Consider the following 17,568-nt stretch of genomic DNA (forward strand, 5'->3'; position numbering starts at 1 on the left):
TCTTGTTTCTCGCTTACCCGAGAAGCGAGTTGTTCGAAATAAATTCAATGTTATGATAAAACGGGATAAGGGAAAACACTTCGGATTTCGATCATTCGAGTCCCCTTAAAACTTCAAATGGAAGACACAGAGTTAGAGAAAAGGTCGAGGGAAAACGTACTAAAAATCGGTTACTGTTCTTTGGACGAGATCGAAGAAAAGGTTAAAGCGTTCCGAGTGATGAACCAGAATGCGGTTAAAAAGAGATATATCATTACGAGAGAGCCGATTCTTGATAGCGGGGGCGGAGCGATTCTTGCTAAGGCGGCTGAAATCGATATATCCGCCGCAAAACTTTTGAGAAGACATTTTAAAGGTTCTCAGATGTTCAAGACATTCCAGCCAGACGAAGGAATTGTAATCATTTCGGACATGACTTCCGCAGAGGGAGTTTCCTTTTCGATGGATATTGTGACTCAGATCATGAACCTTGGAGGCGGAGCTTACGAAGGATTTATTGATCGTGTGGACAACTTTGCGGAATTCATAAACTTATTGAAAAAGTCCCTTTTCCCGAAACTCATCATCATCGGTTATATCCAGCAAAGTCAAGTTCAGTCCGAATTGATGAATTTCGTTCGAGTGAAACGAGTGGATAATTATCTTCGAGCGGTTGAACTTTCGCACAGTCTTTATAAATCGAGCCCTTATTTCCCCAAAATCAAACAGGTTGAAATCTCACAGAACGATCCAAAAAGTTGGGGTCGTTTTGTCGTTGAAATCATTCGAGAATATACTCGTCCTTATCTCTTGGAAGAAATATAAAATCCGACAAAAAGTATTCCCATATTTTACTTTTCAAAGATTTTAAGTTCGTTTCGAATTTGGTCTTACAAAAACCTAGAGGAAACGTTTATCTATTATTTTCCCGTTATTGTTTTTAATTTTAGAGTTTGTCTGTGCAAATTATTAGTGCTTTTATTATTGCGAACTTGCCACAATTGGTGGGTTTTAAAAAAGAGTTTTCCCACAATCCATTCCGATTTCTAAAAGTTCTAACTCTTCCAACCGTTTTATAGAATGCGATCGCAGCGGGAAGAAAAAGTATATACATTTGGAATTATCTCATTTTATTAGTGCGACTTAGCAGATAACTCTGAGGTGAGTTATAGGAAACCTCTATAATTGGAAATTTGATTTTAAGATCGTTCTCTTTGAACTTATCCCAGATAGAAATAGAATCGTGAACTTTTCGCAAAACGAAGGAATGTCCGCAGTTTATCGACTTTCGAATGGGGGCCTATTCGTTAAATTCTCGTAAGAGCTCCTACATTCAGAGGAGTGAGGACAGTCGGCCTTATAACATCTCCCCCGTTTCTGTTCTCTGTCTAGAACGAAGCGAAGTCTGTCTTTCGTCTTCTGAATGAAGACAGTTTTGAGACCGGCTCTTAGCTCCTTTTCAAGGGGTGAAAAATAGGAATCGGCGTTCTTCCCTAAAAATTTATAAAAATTTCGACGTAAAAAGTACCATACGCGCGAATTTAAAACACTACGATATTGCATCGAAAAGATTGATTCTGCAAAAACCCTTGTTTCATTCTAGAATTCATCGTTTCGTAGCGGAACGCTGGCAATTGATCATTCTCGTGGATCAATCGGGAAGTATGTTGAGTAGCGTCATACATTCTTCCATTATGGCTTCCATATTCTGGGGAATTAAATCGATAGACACCCGTTTGATTCTTTTTGATACGAACGTAGTGGACGTGACCGATGATTGTTTAGATCCGGTGGAAACTCTCATGAAAGTCCAGTTAGGCGGAGGTACGGATATCGGTTTTGCGCTTTCGTATGCGGAAGAAAAAATCGTAAATCCGCGTAGAACGATGATCGTTCTAATCAGCGATTTTTACGAAGGAGGTCCGCTTTCCAAACTCATTTCCACTACGCTTCGTTTGGTGGAAAGCGGAGTTAAAGTATTGGGCTTGGCCGCATTAGACGAAACTGCAAATCCAACGTATGCAAATGATGTCGCGGAAAAACTCGTAAAAGTAGGCGCCGAAATCGCTGCGATGACTCCCGGAGAACTCGCGGATTGGGTGAGCGAAAAGATTAGGTAATAACGATGCGCCAAGACGTTCTCTCTTTATCCTTACAAGAATTGGAAATTTTAACGAGCAAAGGAACGGTAAATCGGGCCTTAAAAGATATAGAATCCGGAATCAAAGGCGAATGGAAAGAAACCGAAGACGGAAATATCGAAGTTGTTTGGGAAGATTCGGTTGTTTGCGTTTTACCCGGATCGCTTCCGATTCAAGAAGCGGATTGCACCTGTTTTTCGACGGGAGTTTGCAGGCATATCATTCGTACGGTCGTCGCTTATCAAAAACAAAGCGTCGATTACAAACCGGGCGTTGTTTGGAATCCGGGAAACGTAACGGATCAAAGTCTACGGTCTTTTGTATCGGCTTCTTCTTTTACCAAAGCTAAATCCATTTTCGATTCGGGTGTTGTTGTGGAATTGGATCGGACGGGCGTCCCGTTTGCTAAAATACACGGAATTGGAACGGTTCACTTTCCCGTGCCGAACGATATTCGATACGCTCGAGTGGATTGCAAAGGAGCCTTAGCGGATCAAGCGATCGCGATCTTTGCATTTCGGATAACGTATGAGGAAAAGAAACTCGTTTCTACAAACGTTCAAAAAACCGATATTTCCCCGCAAATAACGAATCGTGCGGATGAAATTTTCAAAGAAATTACCTTATTCGGATTCCAGGGAGTCGGAGAACATTTAAAAGATAGATTGTCCCGGTTGGAACGTTCTTGTATCGAAGAGGGACTGATATGGCCTGCGGATATTTTGTCCGAATTACAGGAAGAATATTCGAAGTATGTTTCACACGATTCTTTGTTCGACCCGGATCAAGTCGTTTATCTTTTAGGAGAATGGTTTGTTCGCACGGACGCGTTGAAATCCAATCAGAAAGAGATTCCTCCTCTGGCAATCAGCGGGGACACGAAAATATATTCTTCGAAATTACTCTCCCGAAGTTTGACTGGGTTGGGCTCGGGAATCCAAGTTTTGAAAAAGGGTTTTGTGATTCGCTCTTACTTTGCGGATCCTAAGTCCGAAGAAGTCTTGTTATACGAACGTTTTTTAGAAAACTCTTCCTAGGAGGTAATAGGGAATATTCCGGTTCTAAAAGGGTTTTCACTTTTAGATTTTGGAAAAAGCTCCATAATCGGGTCTTCGATCAAAAAAACGGCGGCAGGAAGATTACAATTTAGTAATAAAGCGACTTTGAATCCTCAAACGTTTTACTTTGATTCTTTAAGTGCGAAGATTTTTTCCGATGATTTTCATAAAACGATAAGGATCATTTCTGAAAAACCACCTCGATCTTTGGGGCCTCGTTGGGCGGCCGGAAATTTTTACGTTTTTAAAACCGAACAATTCGACGATTTTTACTTCGATACCGTTTTACAACGGTTTCATCTGGAAGTGACGGATAAGAACGGATCGACGGCGGACGTTTATCTTCCATATTTTGGGAAGGCGGCGGGTGGTTTGGAAAATATAAAGAACGCGTTAGACGATTCTTCCCTGCGCTACGTATGCGGAATAGCTGACGTTATTACGGGCCGACTTCGGATAAGACCGGTCTCGTTCGTGATCGAACAAGACGGAAGTCGTAAAATGTTACAACCTTACTTGGATCCAAAATCCGAATCAATCGGCTCTAACTTTCAAATTTTGGATCGACCTCCTCGAGAAATCGATCCTTTGAAAGAGTATATTGACGAATTGAAATGTATGATTTCCGAAGTGTATCTTGTCGGTTTAAAACGATCTCACAATATAAATCATTGGAGGCAGCTGATACAAAAATCCGAAACATTAGGATTAAAAAGAATTTCAACTCTTTTGGAATGCGCTATTGATTCGATACAAACTACGGACGTAAATCATGTTTCTCCCATTTTCGCTTTGACCGCTTTGATCTGTCTGTCTCGGGAAATAGAAATCGATGTGGAATATTGAGATCGGTTAAAATACCTTAAGTTAGGGACCTTCCTGCGCTCGAATATTGACGGTAAAAGAGTAACGCTACCAGCTTTAATGCCTGTCATCCTAGACTTAAACGCGATAGAATTCCAAGTTGTCGCGCAGAGGATCGGGAAGACTTCCCAAGGCGTTGAGATACTTTTTATAACGGTTTTCTATTTCGGTATATTTGCGATTTCTAATGTTGATGAATCGGTTGTGAATTTCGGCAAAAGCCGGAGTTTTTGCTACCTTATCCCGGACCTGTCTGCTGAAAGGAATGTGTCTGTAAAAAATTCCACGCACCACTTTGTTGAGTCTTTGAACCCCGTCGGCTTCGTATTTTATCCAGAGTTGATAGTCGTTTGCAAATATATCCCGATCATTTCGGAAACGCTTGAAATCGGAAGCCAGCTTTTCTTTGATCTCCATCGAAAGGTCTTTGTTCTTCTTAAAGAATTGAATGTAATCCGTATAATCCGCAGTAATCGAGGGGTTTCCCACGTTATTCCATTCCGCGCCGAGAATGGATTTAGTCAATTCCCAACGAAATGCGGCAAGAGCGTCGGCGACCATCGTCTTTAAATCCCCTTGTGCAAAAATAGGAAGTACGATTCTTCCCGGACTTTCTTTAGAGCCGGCTCCTCTGTGAATGGAAAGATCCTGCCACATCATTACTTTGGTTCCGATCGAAGGGACTAAGATAAAATCGGGAATCACACATTTTTGAATGAATTCTTTGGTGATTCCTAATTCGTTGTTATTGTATATGACTTCCCGATGGAAAACGGAATAATCGATCCCCATCAGTTCTTGGATCACTTCCCGTAGAATCTCTTTGGAAACGTACGATTTATCAATCGCCATCTGGCTGTGAAACTTGGTCAAAATCGGAAAGTGGGTCGCTGGACTACCCGAAGTGAGTCTAACGTTAGCCTCGTAAAGAGAAGCGAACTCGAACTTGAGTCTTGTATCCGGATTGTCCAATTCGGGCGGGATATCCGATTCTTTTTTGATAGGGAGGTTTCTATTTTCCAGCTTCACCTTTTCGAAAAAGTTCTGCCCCATCTCATCCAAGGAAGTTGGAACTTCTCTTTTATAGACTTTTTCCAACCATTCCGTTCCGAGTGAAATCGGAATATCCGATGCGGGATTTGCAGAATCCTTTTGAGTATACATGAAGGCGATCTGAGAGTCGTCCACCATCGTCTCGTCGAAATAACCGTATTTCAGCATCAGCTCGACTGCTTTGGGAACGTTTCGATTGGAATTCATGTACTTCACAAAACATTCCTGATACATATCCCAGTAATGTCTTCCAAGAGTTCTTCTGATTTTTCTATTATCGCCTTCCGGATCGAGAGGATTTTTCAGACTTTTCACTTTAACCATCAAGGCGGAAAATTCTTTTACCTTTTCTGCTTCTAAACCGGAGAATTGGATGATGACCGATGCGGAATTATCGAGTTCCTGACGGATCGCATTGATATCCACGCCTGCTGCGACTGAAGAAGGGGAGGGCGTTTGTACTTTCGGGGAGGTTTCTTCGAATTTCTTCATCAACGAACTCGCCTTGGATTGAAAGGCTTGTGTGTTCGGAGAAAGATTGGCGACCGGGATTCCAAAAAGTGCCTGGTGGCCATTTTTATACTTTTCGATTTTTCCCGCAATTGCACCTAACACGGGTACTACGTACTCCACGGGAGCAGTTCCGTATCCCGACATGGTGATGTCTAAGATGAGATAGAATTTTTCTACGAGGCTACTTTCTCCTACGAAGAATCTGCAGAATGCTTCGTCTAGATCGGTTAGACAGGTCTTGAGGATCCCGGAAATCTGATCCAATACGTTCGCTAGTTTGGAACAAACATAGAGGAGCATGGAAGAGTCAGCGGCGAATAACACGTTCAGGACTTTAGGATCCTGCACGATGAGCTTCCGAATAAAACCGAATTCTCCGTCCTGAAAATCGATTTCTTCCGGATACAATCTCGTAAGTTGAGATTCGTGTTCCTCTTCTAAAAACTGAGGACTCGGCCTGTCGGGTAAAAGGCCACCATTGTCAAAAAATAATTTCAAATTCTCCCGACAAAGACGCATAACTGGATCGACTACGTCATCCGAAACCTCAGGGATCGGAGAGCCGGGTTTGATGTCCGGAAATACGCTCGGATTAAATTGGTAGTAGAGAATGGAAAGGTTGTCGTTTACCTTTTCGATATCCGAAGTGATCTTTCGGATCTGGTTGGATTTTTTAAAAAGTTCCGTGATCTCTCGAAGAAGAGTTCGTGCGACCATCAGTCCTAAAGAAACGCGCGACCCCACACTTTTTCCAATCGTGTCCCGATTCATCGTGTAAGTGGAAATCACACAGGCTTCTTCCGCTTGAATGTGGAAAGGATATCTCCCGTTTGTAAAAAGAGCTACGGATCCGGGAGTCAGGTTGGCGCCGTTTAGTTTAAAAAGTTCGAGTTTTCTTCCTCCGGGGACTTCGGTCAGGTAACGAATCGTTCCACCGTGAAGCACGTTCAGAGTGTTTGCGGAAGAACCTTCCGCAAATAATAACGTTCCCGCAGGGACTTTGGTTTGTTGTTGTGGAACTGAAGGATCAAATGTCATATCAAGGTTTTAATGAAAAAGAAACTATTTCTTCTCCATAGAGAAAACAATTTTTTTGAGAAGACGTTAAAAAACCGGATTTTACTTTTTTAGTTTTTAGCGTGATTCTCGTTCAACTTGACTCCTTATGCCTCTTAAAGACCATATCGGAAGAATGAATCAAATAGAAAAGCTACTTCGTGGTTCCAGAATCGGAATGATCACAAATCAGAGTGCTTTCGGGCCGGATGGAGAATACCACTTTCAAATCATCCACAGACGTTACGATCTGAAAAAAATATTCCTCCCGGAACACGGGCTTTTTGCGGAACTTCAGGATCAGGTTTCCGGTTCAAGTTTGAGATACGATCTGGACGAAGTGGAGTTTATCAACCTTTACGGAGATCAAGAATCCAGCTTGGTACCCGATTCGGTTTCTTTGGACGGCTTGGATGTAGTCATCATAGACATAAGAGATACGGGCGCGCGTTATTATACCTTTCTAACGACTGCGTATTATTTTTTAGAAGAGATCAATAAGTGGAATTCTTCCGGAAAAACGGAAATTTCCGTAGTCGTTTTCGATTCGCCTAATCCGGCGGGAAAAAAAGTCGAAGGTTCTCCTTTGCAAAAAGAATTCGAATCCTTTGTCGGGGTCAGAAGCGTTTTACACCGTCATGGCTTGACTCCGGGAGGGCTGCTTTCTTATTATCAAAAAGAATTTTCCTTAAACCTAAAAATCCGGATCGTAAACAAGGGATGGTATGAAAAAAAAGATTCCGAATTTCTTTGGATTCCACCTTCCCCGAATATTCCGTTTTTCTCCACTTGTTATGTTTATTCTGGGCAATGTCTTTTGGAAGGTACTAATCTTTCCGAAGGGAGGGGAACTACGAGGCCTTTTGAAACGTTCGGAGCTCCTTACATCGACGAGCAGAAAGAACATATTCGAAAAGCATTGGAAAAATCTCAAAGGGGGAGCGTGATTTTAAGGCCTTTGAAATTTATTCCTACCTTCCATAAACATAAGGACGAAATCTGCGGCGGTTTTCAAATCTTGTTGAAAGAACCGGAGAAGTTTCACAGTCTATTTTTCACCTTAAAATTGATCCGAATGTTGAGGGAAGAATATCCGAACGACTTTGTTTACAGGTCGGGCGCATACGAATTTAGATCCGATCTTACCGCGATTGAATTGCTTGTAGGGGATCGTTTCTTGCTCGATTATCTAGGCGGAGAATATTCTGATTCTTTTATATTTGAATATCTGAATGAACAAGAGTTGCTATGGGTGAAAAAATGTAAGGCGATGAAGCTTATTTAAAATCGGAATTTATTTCAAAACTCGCTTATAAATCGTTTAAAAGTGGTTTCTAATATGATATGACGATCTTTCTATATAGCCGAACGTTTTTAAGATAGCTCTGGTTTTTTAGAACTTTCCCAAAACTTCGATAGAAATATCATCGTAGATTTTCACAAGACAAAGGATTTTGAAGATCGATTTAAAGTTAAGATTCGTTTTTGAAATTGATCGGCGAAAGTTAAGATAGGTTCCTATTCCGATTCTTTTTTGATAAGGATATAAAAAATTAAATCCATTTTTTTTTAAGAAAGATTTTTTCATTGAGAAAAATATCCGCATCAGAGATCAAAGTGACGTATGATCGAACGGGATCTGTGGAAAACGTTTCGTTGAATTAGTCGCAAGCGAATCACTTGCGCGGTTTGAGCTCTTTAAGAAACCGTAAACTATTCGGCGGAAGATGGATTCAACACATAAATCTAATGTACGAGTTAGACTTTCTATTTCTTTTTCCCGATTCTCTCGGCCAGATCTACCAATAATCGAACCCCGTATCCGGTCGGTCCGTTTCCGATCTGAGTTCCGGACGCCTTTTTTCTCCAGGCCGCTCCTGCGATGTCGATGTGTGCCCAAGCGATTTGGGGATCCACGAATCTTTCTAAGAATTTTGCGGCGGATAAAGAACCGCCCGCCCGTCCCGCAACGTTACGAATATCCGCGATATCGCTCTTTAGGTCTTCGGAATATTCTTCCCAAAGAGGCATTTCCCAGATTCTTTCATCCGAAGAAGCCGATGCTTCTTTGAGTAGATTTGTGAGAGGTTCCGAATTACTCATGACTCCGGCGGCTTCGTGTCCAAGGGAGATGATGATCGCTCCCGTTAGAGTGGCAAGATCCAACATGTAGTCCGGTTTGAATTTTTTTCCGACGTAGGAGAGGACATCTCCTAAAACCAGACGACCTTCCGCATCCGTATTTTGAACTTCTACCGTAATTCCGTTGTGAGCCGTGTAAACGTCCCCCGGTTTGATCGCGGCCGCATCCGGCATATTCTCCGCGACTCCGATTGCTGCGATAACCGGAACACCTAATCCTAATTCGGCGATTGCACCGATCGCGTGAATGGCCGCGGCTGCTCCGCACATATCGTATTTCATTTCGTGCATGTCTTGTGCGGGTTTGATACTGATTCCTCCAGAATCAAAGGTAAGACCTTTTCCGATGATCGCGAGTTTTTTCTTGGTGCTCGGTTTTGCGGGAGTATATTCCAAAAGAATCATCTTTGCCTTTTTATCCGAACCTTCGCAGACGGAGAGAATTCCTCCCATCTTTTCTTTTTTCAATTGAGGTTCGTCAAAGACGGTGATTTTAAGTCCGTTTTCCTTTGCGATTTCTTTCGATCTGGAAACGAAGTCTTCCGGTGTGAAATGATTTGCGGGAAGATGTGCGATAAAGCGGGCTCCGTTGACGTAACGGCTGACCACTTTTCCCCGTTTGAGCCCTTTTTCAGCCTCTTTTATTTTTGCCGCGTCTTGGAGAATAAAGGAAACATTTCCGATTTTTTTGGAGTTTTCTTTGAATTCCTTGGCGAGAACGTTGATCGCATAAGCTCCTTGCTCTAGAGAGTTTATGATTTGGTAGATGAGCAGATTTGCGGGAAGTGTGGTAGTAAGAATTTTCGGAAGATGAATTTCAAGGCCCACTCCGTTCCATTTTCTGAGTTTTTCTCCGAATTGAAAAAAGTGCTGTGCGATCCCTCTCGTTTTTACTTTGGAAGAATCACCTAACCCTAAGTAGATGATTTTTTCGGTCTCGTCCGTGAATATTTGTCCGTTATCTCCCGTAAAAATTCCGGAGGAGGTTTGAAGCGGATATTTCGTTTTTAAATTCTCGGGAAAATGATCCTTCAAGAGAAGTTGTAATTTATAAAAGGTCTTAGAAGGATTTTTTCCGATCGAGGTTTGGATTTTATTCTTATCCAGTTTCATTTTTTCTCCAGTGCTTTGATGTCTGAAAGGATTTCATCAACGTGTCCTTTTACGCTTACCTTGGGATATACTTTAAGGATTTTTCCGTCGGTTCCGATAAGAAATGTGGAACGTACGATTCCCATGAATTCTTTTCCCATGAACTTCTTTAATTGCCAGACTCCATAGTCTTCGCAAATTTTTCCATCTTCATCGGAAATCAGAGTGAAGTTTAGCTCCTGTTTTTCAATGAATTTCTGATGAGATTTTACGCTGTCTTTCGAAACTCCGACCACGTTAAATCCTGTTTTTTTGATTCTAGAAAAATTGTCTCTAAAATCGCAGGCTTCGGTAGTGCAACCGGGTGTTTGATCTTTTGGATAAAAATAAAGTACGATTCCTTTCGGCCCGGTTAGTTCTGATAGTTTCACTTTTTCCCCTTTTTCGTTAATCCCCGCAAAATTCGGAGCCTTGGAACCTACTTTTAGTTCGTTCATGATTTCCTCTTTCTGATATCTTAACGAGAATTCGATATAAGTTTTGTCCAAAAACTGGGACAGAACCTTGCAGTTTGATCTTTCTGACAAAGCAGAAAACGAAAGCGCGTTTGCTCCCTAAGGGTCGCTCCGCGGGTTTTGGGACGCGCTTAAGAAAGTTTGGGCGAATCCAGCCTTTGCTTGCAAAGGCTGGACCGCGCTTTAACTCAATGTTACTGCCTAAGCTCAGTGAAACGGCTTCCTAAGGGGCGCCGTTTCAGGTCGCAACATAATGCTCCAATTCCTTCGGAATTTCTGCTGCAATCGCTTTCGCATTTATTCCACCGAACTCACGTTACTTAGAATTATTTTTTTAGAGGTCGGCCTTTGCAAGAGAGTTCTGAAAAAAGTATAAATTTTAGATATGGTCGGAACTCCGCCTGATTTTAGGGAAGTTCGTTTTACCGGCGTCATGGAGAAAGAAATCGTCTCTGTAAAAACGTAAACTTCACATTCATTTCTCTACTTTAAATCGTAGTTTTTCGTATTCTGAGATATGGTGCCGGTTCAAGTCGGAGAATGTTGGTAAATATATTCTCTCCATTTTTGACTTGCGAAAATCCGAAAAATGTCCGATGGTTTTAAATATGGGTTCCAGAGAAAGGGCGGAAATGATTCGAGAGGGCAATCGAGCTTTCAACGAGGGTGATATCCGAAAGGCTAGAGATCTTTTTATAAAAGCGGAATATAAAGATGGGCTGGTTCGTTTAGGGGATCATTTTATGTATGAAAAGAAAATGCCCTTACTTGCATACGGTTATTATAAAAAAGCCGGATATCAAAAACGGATTGATGAAATTTTCCAAAGAATGATCTGGGCCTTCAGTCAGTGGGTCGGAGCCGATAAATTTAAGTCAGAGCCGACAGATCCAACGGTATCTGGAGTTGCGACCGGTTCCGGTTTTCCGGAGGCTTCCGAGTTTCAGATCCATCCATTGTTGCGGCAAACCGCCCTAGATATCCTGAAAAAAAGAGGAATCCAAATCTAAAATCATTCGGATCTCTTTCAAAAGAATTTTTCCGATGTTATTTCGGTTAGGAAGCCGTTTCGTATAAGGGCGATAAATTCCATTCTATATTTCTGAAAAAATTGTACCCATATGATTTGCGACAAGGCGTATCGTTTACAAGTTCATTTGTAAAAAGAATTTCATTCAAGTTTTAAAAGCGGGCTTTAAGTTTATACTCCTTGGGTATACGCTTTTTCGAATTCTACTAAGACAAAATATATTTGAAAATAATTTCTTGAATCAAAAGGACGACGACCAATGTTGGAATCGGCTTTTGAGGGGAATTTTTTAATGGATTTCCTGTGAATAAAAGAAAATTGGAATTCACTTTTCAGTGTGTAATCCTCAAATTAGATTGGTTCAAAATTATAGTTCATTCCAAAAATCATCGCCTTGAAACTTAAACTTATTTTTATTTCGATCCTAAGTATTGCGATAGCGGCCATACTGTCGTTACGCCTCAACCAAAGACCTTTAAAAAAAGAGGTTCTGATTTCGGAGAATTATGGCTCCGAGCTTCAAAATTTAAAATACTTTGCGGGGGAAACTTGGGAGTTGATAAACGACCGATTTCATTTGCCTAAAGGTATCTTAGATATATTAATTTTTTTTAATATTTTCGAAGACGGAAATCAAAAAAAGGAATTTCTTGCTTCCACTTGGTCTTCGGATATCGTCGCGATGACACAAAACATACGATTATACGACGAGATACATCCTTTTCTTTATACCTTGGAAGGCGGTAGAAGCAATACGGGTAATATCAAATCAGTTTGGAATCCCCGGGCGCAAGAAGTTTACATTTGGGCTTTGAGAACGATCTCTCCTAAAACCAAAATTATACCTACCATATTTCGTTGGGAAAACGATTTTGAAAAAGTATCGGATGCGATCGGGTTCAAAGGAAATACGAAGGTCCGCGATTATCACATACAACAAATCATAAAAGAGATCGAAATTTACGGTTATGATGGAATCGATATCGACTACGAGGGAATGACCTGTGATAAGAGGGATAGTTTTGAGAATTTTTTATCCCTATTATCTGAGGAATTGAAAAAGAAGAAGAAAATTTTATCAGTTGCGATTCATCCGAAAACCTTTGCAGAAAAGACTTCCGAGTATTATTGCAAAGAAAACGGAAAGAAGATGCAGGTGGATTTTTATGAGACTTATCGAGGGCAACTTTCTCATGACTATGAATTTTTGGGAAAGGTCGCGGATAAGGTCAAAATTATGGCGTACGAATTGCATCCTAGGAAAAACGCATTTCCTGGGCCGGGACCTCAAGCTCCGACCTGGTGGATTGAAAGAATATTAGAATATTCTACACAAAGAATTCCTAATTCAAAATTATATATGGCCATTCCAACTTACGGGTATGATTGGTCTCTGAACTGTGATATCCCTTCCAAAGCGGTATTCTATTCCAGAGCGCAATATATTAAAATGAATTGGAATCCAAGATATGAAGAGCCGACCGATGTGTCTAAAATTTTCAAGGAAATTAAGAAATCCGGAGATTGGATTTATCTGCGACCCTATTTATACCGTCACGAAGGGCGGATTTATGACGATCCTTCTCTTTGGTATACTCTGGGAGGTTGCGATCGAGTTGCCTTTTATATGAACAAACGATCCTTCGAAACGAAGATGAATCTGTTAAAGAAGTATAAAATTCGAGGATTTTCTTTTTGGCAACTGATTCAGGATAACGATCCCGAAATTCATTCTTATCTAAAGGCAATGGCTGAAAATAAACGCGAGGATCGGAAAGCTTCCTTCTTTTGAAAAGGATCAATGTTTAGTGATAGTGAATTCTAACATGAGATCGGCGTAAAGGATTACAAGTTTCTGTTTGTAAAGAATATTCTGATTTTATTATGTATTCTTGGAAATTGAGTTTAGACAAATGGCGCCCTTTTGGGTTTAAAAACCGTGGGTTGGATGCGAACATGAACCACAAACAAGAAAATCAATAGAAGGAACTAAGGGCCTGTCCGTTCAGAGGACTGAGGATGGACGAACTTCGCTTCGCTCGTTCTAGGCAGAGGACAGAAGCGGGAGTGATGGTACATCACGAATTGAGAATACAGCTTACGAAGATAGAAAAGCAAACTGCTTTTCGAAGAAATTGTAAACTCCTAAAATCAAGTTGACAGAAATTATGCAGTTTGATGAACAAAATCAGGAGTGAGATAACAGAGATGCTGATGCAACCTGAATGAGTTGTAAAGGCTGGCGGCTTGATTGAGGGCGATTTGAGCTTCTTTAAAACAATTAAAAGTATTATGTAACCCGAATTCGAATTTAAGGGTTTTATTAATCCTTTCCGCGACAGGGTTTTCATAACAATGATTTTCCTCGGTCATGCTGATCCTGTGGCCTTCGTTGAAAAGAATATCTGTGTAATCCTTCGAACAAAATTGAATGCCTCGATCAGAATGATGGATAACTTTTTGTCCTTTGGTATTTGTGCAAGAGCCATCTTCAAAGCATGGATGCGTCCTTCCGTTTCAAGAGAGGGATACAGCTTGAAACTTACAATTTTTCTTGAATATAAATTCGTTATCAAAGAGAGATATGCAAATCCGTCTTTAACTCTGATGTAAGTAATATCGGAAACAAAGATCAGATCAGGTTTGCTTCTGCTGGAATTAAATTATTGATTAAATTGGGATATTTGAAAAAGGGTGATTTGAATTGATGGTTCTCGCATATTTTCTTTGTTTTTCCAAAAGACAATGATTCCTCTTTAGAAGACCAAAAACCTTATCCCTGCCCATTTTGATGCAAGATTCTCGCAGAACAGGTTTTAACATCTCATAAAGTTTTCTGCCTCCCGTTGCAGGCAAAAGATGTCGAATTCTCCTCACTTCATTAAGAAGCAGCCCTCTGTTGAAATGAATGCCTTACTCGTTTTAGGCATGAACTTTTGGTAAAATGCCTGCCGAGACTTTCCGAAATATCGACAAGCTTCCGAGATGTTTATCTTAATATTCAGTTTATCTAAAGTTATTCCGGCTTCTTGGATGCAAGATGTCCATGTTTTTTTAGATCTATCTTTTTCCGCAACCTTGACTATAAGCCGGTCTCAAAATCTTAGGAATGTAAAAGCTACTACAATTTTAAACGACGGGAGAAACCCGCCAATGCGACGGTTTCTGTGGAAATTCCCGCGTTTTTTATAAACTTGTCAGATTGTTTAGGGATATTTTCTTCAGGTTTTAAGACTGGTTCTGATATGAATCGCAACATAATAATCGCTTTCTCATTTGTTGACTCACGTTAAGTATTATTTTAGTTTACAATTTCTTAATGGACGACTTGGCAACGTTTTTGTGGAGTGTTATTTTTACGACGAATTTTTCTGCCGCAAATCCAGCCTGCGATAAGAAGAGGATATCCGAGCTTAGCTACTATGTTTGCATAAAAGTTGGAATGGTTTTCGGAAACACTGGGAATTTGCAAAATCAAACCTGCTAACAGAAGAATAATGTGAATTTCGGTATATTTTGAGTTTTGTACAAAGAGATAATTTCCAAGACCGCAACCCGAGATGAATGCAGATAGCCCGAAGAAGATCCCGATTTTTCCCAAGATCAGAAACAGATTTTGCGGTAAGAATGAAATCGGAGACAGAAGAGTAGGGAGAAAAATTTTACAACTCAAAAGGAAAATTGAAATGATTCCTAAAGCGGAATGAAGTTTAAGTTGATACTTTATCTTCAAAAAGGGAATTCGCTTGGATTACGATTTCCGCTGACGACGGGAACCGGTTCGTTTTCGGGGAGTAGGCTGGTTGTTAAGAGTTCCGAAGACTCCGAACCGAGGGGAATGGAAACTTTTGCCGCAGATACTTGTGTCGCTTTAAAGTAGTAGTACATAGGAACGGAAAGGAGGGTAAACCCGATTCCCCAAAATGCTTCGGTAGGTTTGTTCCAGAGTAAAGTTGCTATAATTCCGACGTTGGAAGCGATGTAAAGGTAAGTTGTATAAGGATATCCTGGAATTCTAAACTTTAATTTGTAGTGTTTTTTTTCAAAAAGAATAGGTGTGTAAGAAGTAATCGTTGCGAGTAGTAAAGTGGAACAAGTGATTAAATAAAGAAGACTTTCAATTTCTTTCACGAAACAGAATAAACAAGCGTACCCGCACTGAAAAAGAAGGGACATATAAGGACTTTTATGCTTGGGATGTAGTTTGGCCATATTTGAAAAAAAGAATCCGTCCCTCGCCATCGCAAAATAAATTCTCGAACCTCCTATGATGTAAGCGGAAATCGATCCGAGGAACGCCCAGCAAATAAATGCAGTAATAAAAATCGTAGCTTTTGGCCCGAATAAAAAGGAAGATGCGGTAATTCCGATTTTATCTCCCGATAATTCGGAAATAGGTGCGGAACTTAAAAAGAGGAAGTTGATGAAAATATAGAGAATGGTGACTAACGCGCAGGAATACAAAACGGCTTTGTAGATATTCCTATCCGGATTTTTGACTTCTTCGGCTACATAAGTGATCATATTCCAGCCCAGATACGAGTATGTCACAGGAATTACTCCTGCAAGTAAAAGTTCCATTCCACCTAAGCTCGATGGTAATAGAGAGAAGGGCCGAAAACGAGACGTATCGTAATTTCCGATGATGAACCCCAAAATTACAAAACTTACTAAGCCCAGAATTTTTACACTTGTGAATAAATTCTGAATTCTGGAAGCCGTAGAAATTCCAAAGAAGTTTATGATTGTAAAAAGAAGAATGGCGCACATTGCTAAGATTTGAGCGGTACCAATTGAGATAGTGAGCCCTAAGAACGGAAATTCAAAAAAATAAACATCCCAAGATAGATTGAACAAAGAAAAAAACGATTTAGAGAATGCTAATGCGGATAAGGATATTGAAGCGGAAAAATTAATCGAAAGAGAAAGCCATCCACTGGCAAATGCTACAATCGGTGAATATGCTTCCTTAAGATAGACGTAATCTCCTCCTGCATATGGAAAAAGAGAAGCGGATTTTGCATAAGACATTGCACCTGCAACTGCAAGAAAGCCTCCTAAAATCCAAGCGAGTAAAACGATGTTCGGATTTGGGACTTGATGGAGAATATAACCTGTAGTGATAAATATTCCCGGCCCTACCATGGAGCTGAACATGAGGGATATGGAATCAAATAGATTGAGGGATCTTTTGAGTTGCATCGTTTTCTGACAGCATGGTAGTCTCGTTTTCGCAAACAAGGATTTTTCCGTTTAAGGTTATTGGGGATTTTATTGTGTTAAGATCTATTCTTCCAAACGAAAACGGATAAGCATACTTTTCTAAAACTTTTCGCTAAAAATGGATGTGTTGTCCAATTTGCGATGTTTCATTTATTTATGGTTTGGGCAGGAAAGGAACGGGAGAGGTTCTTCGTTTTTCTGGATTCTTTTGTAGAGAATATTTAGAGTGTGTTCCAAAACGTAGGAACAATTGCAGTAATCCGCGAGGATTCCGATAAGATCGAATGGTTTTGGGACACACTCTTATTTTTTTCTATGGTCGGAACTCCGGCTGCGTACTATTTTCGGTAAAGAATTATGTCTTCTTTATTTAGAATCACAATTCACAAAAGGATAGTGGCCGATTCTTTTCTAAACAAAGCAAATCTATACTTTTCAAAAAATTATTTCATCCAATCATCAAAATGAATCCCTAAAAGATCCAAGAGAAAAGAAAATCCTAATTTTCTTCAAATTAAGAGCTGATCTTAAAATCTTAGAATGTAGGAACTACTACAATTTTAAACGACAGGAAAGCCGCCAGCGACGATTTCTATGGGAACTCCTATAATTTAATTACGAACTTATCAAATGATTGAAGCTGATTTTCTTAAGAATTTGGAGAGGTCGGAGTAATAAACAGAATAACAATTCAATTGTTTCTTTTCAATTTCAAAGAAAAGCGAAGAATTTTTGTAAAATCTATTTGACTAGGCAGATGCGATTTATATTTTGGTCCTTACCGCTATTTTAATGTGAGATAGCTGGAGCGAACAACTAAGTTGCTTCTTTTCTTCGTTTGTTGAATTTGACAGACCGGGTTAAAAGATTCGACCTTGGGAAACGCGGAAGATCTTTAACAA

The 17,568-nt window shown here is 40.3% G+C and carries 11 protein-coding genes and 2 pseudogenes; 7 read left to right on the forward strand and 6 right to left on the reverse strand.

The annotated features are described in order from the left end of the window. The first annotated feature begins 117 nt into the window (after positions 1–117). From CLV95_RS17240 to CLV95_RS17250, 3 genes and pseudogenes are all read left to right on the forward strand, one after another. Positions 118–804: a hypothetical protein gene (locus CLV95_RS17240; RefSeq protein ID WP_002735168.1), complete on the forward strand. Its 687-nt coding sequence runs from the start codon at positions 118–120 to the stop codon at positions 802–804. Positions 805–1,424: 620 nt separating this feature from the next. After that, a pseudogene (locus CLV95_RS17245) lies at positions 1,425–2,099 on the forward strand (VWA domain-containing protein); the annotation flags it as partial. Positions 2,100–2,104: 5 nt separating this feature from the next. Further along, positions 2,105–4,024 (forward strand): annotated as a pseudogene (locus CLV95_RS17250) (hypothetical protein). A gap of 96 nt (positions 4,025–4,120) precedes the next feature. On the opposite strand, the gene CLV95_RS17255 reads toward CLV95_RS17250, so the two are convergent. Further along, entirely contained in the window at positions 4,121–6,646 is a 2,526-nt protein-coding gene (locus tag CLV95_RS17255) for a cyclic nucleotide-binding domain-containing protein (RefSeq protein WP_002735196.1), read from the reverse strand. Between the two features lie 127 nt (positions 6,647–6,773). Here CLV95_RS17255 and CLV95_RS17260 point away from each other — a divergent pair, with 127 nt between their 5' ends. Continuing rightward, on the forward strand, positions 6,774–7,949 hold the full coding sequence (locus tag CLV95_RS17260) for a DUF1343 domain-containing protein (RefSeq protein ID WP_002735170.1): 1,176 nt from the start codon (positions 6,774–6,776) through the stop codon (positions 7,947–7,949). 482 nt (positions 7,950–8,431) lie between these two features. On the opposite strand, the gene CLV95_RS17270 is transcribed toward CLV95_RS17260, so the two are convergent. Together CLV95_RS17270 and bcp are read right to left on the reverse strand one after the other, a co-directional pair. Continuing rightward, entirely contained in the window at positions 8,432–9,919 is a 1,488-nt protein-coding gene (locus CLV95_RS17270; protein WP_002735199.1) for a leucyl aminopeptidase family protein, read from the reverse strand. Beyond that, positions 9,916–10,395 (reverse strand): thioredoxin-dependent thiol peroxidase, encoded by a 480-nt coding sequence (bcp, locus tag CLV95_RS17275; RefSeq protein WP_002737630.1) that lies wholly within the window; start codon positions 10,393–10,395, stop codon positions 9,916–9,918. Before bcp ends, CLV95_RS17270 begins: the two co-directional genes overlap by 4 nt. Positions 10,396–11,009: 614 nt before the next feature. On the opposite strand from bcp, the gene CLV95_RS17285 reads away from it, so the two are divergent. Together CLV95_RS17285 and CLV95_RS17290 are read left to right on the forward strand one after the other, a co-directional pair. Continuing rightward, a complete protein-coding gene (locus CLV95_RS17285) occupies positions 11,010–11,423 on the forward strand; it encodes a hypothetical protein (protein ID WP_002735158.1) in 414 nt (137 codons plus the stop codon). A gap of 609 nt (positions 11,424–12,032) precedes the next feature. Next, entirely contained in the window at positions 12,033–13,235 is a 1,203-nt protein-coding gene (locus tag CLV95_RS17290; protein ID WP_369747116.1) for a glycosyl hydrolase family 18 protein, read from the forward strand. Positions 13,236–13,609: 374 nt separating this feature from the next. On the opposite strand, the gene CLV95_RS17295 is transcribed toward CLV95_RS17290, so the two are convergent. Further along, positions 13,610–13,816, reverse strand: coding sequence for an integrase core domain-containing protein (locus tag CLV95_RS17295; RefSeq protein ID WP_002725266.1), 207 nt, complete (start codon positions 13,814–13,816; stop codon positions 13,610–13,612). On the opposite strand from CLV95_RS17295, the gene CLV95_RS19545 reads away from it, so the two are divergent. Further along, positions 13,799–14,056, forward strand: a complete 258-nt coding sequence (locus CLV95_RS19545) for a hypothetical protein (protein WP_016748900.1) — start codon at positions 13,799–13,801, stop codon at positions 14,054–14,056. The genes CLV95_RS17295 and CLV95_RS19545 overlap by 18 nt on opposite strands. Before the next feature lie 703 nt (positions 14,057–14,759). Here the strand turns inward: CLV95_RS19545 and CLV95_RS17305 are convergent. Together CLV95_RS17305 and CLV95_RS17310 are read right to left on the reverse strand one after the other, a co-directional pair. Next, the gene (locus CLV95_RS17305) at positions 14,760–15,176 is read right to left on the reverse strand and encodes a hypothetical protein (RefSeq protein WP_020764995.1); all 417 of its coding nucleotides are present in this window, start codon (positions 15,174–15,176) and stop codon (positions 14,760–14,762) included. Further along, positions 15,173–16,600: an APC family permease gene (locus CLV95_RS17310; protein ID WP_026053973.1), complete on the reverse strand. Its 1,428-nt coding sequence runs from the start codon at positions 16,598–16,600 to the stop codon at positions 15,173–15,175. Before CLV95_RS17310 ends, CLV95_RS17305 begins: the two co-directional genes overlap by 4 nt. Between the last annotated feature and the right edge of the window lie 968 nt (positions 16,601–17,568).

Source organism: Leptospira borgpetersenii serovar Javanica, from assembly GCF_003046425.1.
GTDB lineage: Bacteria > Spirochaetota > Leptospiria > Leptospirales > Leptospiraceae > Leptospira > Leptospira borgpetersenii.

Bases quoted from the DNA above. Each gene is read 5' to 3' on its own strand.
- CLV95_RS17240 (WP_002735168.1), top strand. From the start codon at position 118: ATGGAAGACACAGAGTTAGAGAAAAGGTCGAGGGAAAACGTACTAAAA.
- CLV95_RS17255 (WP_002735196.1), bottom strand. From the start codon at position 6,646: ATGACATTTGATCCTTCAGTTCCACAACAACAAACCAAAGTCCCTGCG.
- CLV95_RS17260 (WP_002735170.1), top strand. From the start codon at position 6,774: ATGCCTCTTAAAGACCATATCGGAAGAATGAATCAAATAGAAAAGCTA.
- CLV95_RS17270 (WP_002735199.1), bottom strand. From the start codon at position 9,919: ATGAAACTGGATAAGAATAAAATCCAAACCTCGATCGGAAAAAATCCT.
- bcp (WP_002737630.1), bottom strand. From the start codon at position 10,395: ATGAACGAACTAAAAGTAGGTTCCAAGGCTCCGAATTTTGCGGGGATT.
- CLV95_RS17285 (WP_002735158.1), top strand. From the start codon at position 11,010: ATGGTTTTAAATATGGGTTCCAGAGAAAGGGCGGAAATGATTCGAGAG.
- CLV95_RS19545 (WP_016748900.1), top strand. From the start codon at position 13,799: ATGATTTTCCTCGGTCATGCTGATCCTGTGGCCTTCGTTGAAAAGAAT.
- CLV95_RS17295 (WP_002725266.1), bottom strand. From the start codon at position 13,816: ATGACCGAGGAAAATCATTGTTATGAAAACCCTGTCGCGGAAAGGATT.
- CLV95_RS17310 (WP_026053973.1), bottom strand. From the start codon at position 16,600: ATGTTCAGCTCCATGGTAGGGCCGGGAATATTTATCACTACAGGTTAT.